At 62.1% G+C, this 1,413-nt stretch carries 1 protein-coding gene and 1 pseudogene; both read right to left on the bottom strand.

Annotated elements, in window-relative coordinates:
- A pseudogene (locus tag ACQ7C1_RS31685) lies at nt 1-334 on the bottom strand (carbohydrate ABC transporter permease); the annotation flags it as partial.
- Nucleotides 331-1,284: a carbohydrate ABC transporter permease gene (locus tag ACQ7C1_RS31690; protein WP_430961214.1), complete on the bottom strand. Its 954-nt coding sequence runs from the start codon at nt 1,282-1,284 to the stop codon at nt 331-333. The gene ACQ7C1_RS31690 and the pseudogene ACQ7C1_RS31685, both read right to left, overlap by 4 nt.
- Between the last annotated feature and the right edge of the window lie 129 nt (nt 1,285-1,413).

Consider the following 1,413-nt stretch of genomic DNA (forward strand, 5'->3'; position numbering starts at 1 on the left):
CCACCGCCGGCACCACCATCTTGATCGAGTTCCAGAAGTAGCCCTTGATGCCGGCGCAGGTCAGCCCGACGCAGGCCTCGCCCCAGGCCTTGACCCAGGGATCGAAGGTCGGCGCCTCAGGCAGCGCCAGCATGTTGCCGTTCTGGATCTCGTCCATCGTCTTGAACGAGGTCACCAGCATGACGAAGAGCGGCATCAGATAGAGGATGGCGAAGATGACAAGCAGGCCGTAAATGACGATGCGGCCGATAAAGCGGGCGCTGTTGCCGCGCTCCGCTCCTGCGGCGGCCGTTGCCGATGATGACGTGCCGATCGCAGAGGTGAGGCTGCTCATCGGGCCTTCTCCTTCAGTTCGGAATAGAGGTAGGGAACGATGATCGCCGAGATCGTCATCAGCATGATGATGGCGCTCGCCGAGCCGACGGCCATCTCATTGCGCTTGAAGGTATATTCATACATGAAGTTCGACGGCAGCCAGGCCGAGCCGCCAGGCCCCCCTGAGGTCAGCGCCACCACCAGGTCGTAGGACTTGATCGCCATATGGGCGAGCACGATGAAGGCCGACAGGAAGATCGGTCGCAACAGCGGGATGATGATGCGCCGGTAGAGCTGGAAGGGCGAGGCGCCATCGATCTCAGCCGCCTTCATGATCTCGCCGTCGATGCCGCGAAGCCCGGCCAAAAACATCGCCATGACGAAGCCCGACGCCTGCCAGACACCGGCGATGACGACGGTATAGATGACGAAGTCCTTGTTCTTGATCCAGTCGAAGTGGAAGCTCGTCCAGCCGAAGTGATGCAGGGTCTGCTCCAGCCCGAGGCCGGGATCGAGGAGCCACTTCCAGGCCACCCCGGTGACGATGAAGGAAAGCGCCATCGGATAGAGGAAGATCGGCCTGAGCAACCCCTCGCCGCGGATCTTCTGGTCGAGCAGGATGGCGAGCAGCAGGCCGAGCGCCAGGCAGATGCCGACATAGAGGAAGCCGAAGATCGCCATATTGGTGATCGAGGTGTACCAGGAGGACGGCGGATCGCTCTCGAAGGTCCAGCGCCACAGCCGCTGATAGGCGCGCGCCCCGGTCAGCTGATAGGAGGGGAAGGTCTTGGAATTGGTGAAGGAGAGATAGGCCGTCCAGACGATGAAGCCGTAGACGAAGATCAGCGTGATGACGAAGCTCGGCGCCAGCACGATCTTCGGCAGCGCATCCTGCAGCCGGCTTCGAAGCGAGATCCCGCTCGCCTGCCCCGGCGTCAGAACCGGATCGGTGGTGGCAACTGTGCTCATGGAATGCATCTCCTCCCTGCATGTCGTCATGCATGTCGTCATGGGGCTGGCCAGCATGCCTGTCCCCGCATGATCGCCCCCGCATATCCGTCAGGGGACTGAAGCTTCCCCGCGAAGACGCGGGGAAGC

Source organism: Rhizobium sp. Nf11,1 (assembly GCF_050587665.1).
GTDB lineage: Bacteria > Pseudomonadota > Alphaproteobacteria > Rhizobiales > Rhizobiaceae > Rhizobium.

Bases quoted from the DNA above. Each gene is read 5' to 3' on its own strand.
- ACQ7C1_RS31690 (WP_430961214.1), bottom strand. From the start codon at position 1,284: ATGAGCACAGTTGCCACCACCGATCCGGTTCTGACGCCGGGGCAGGCG.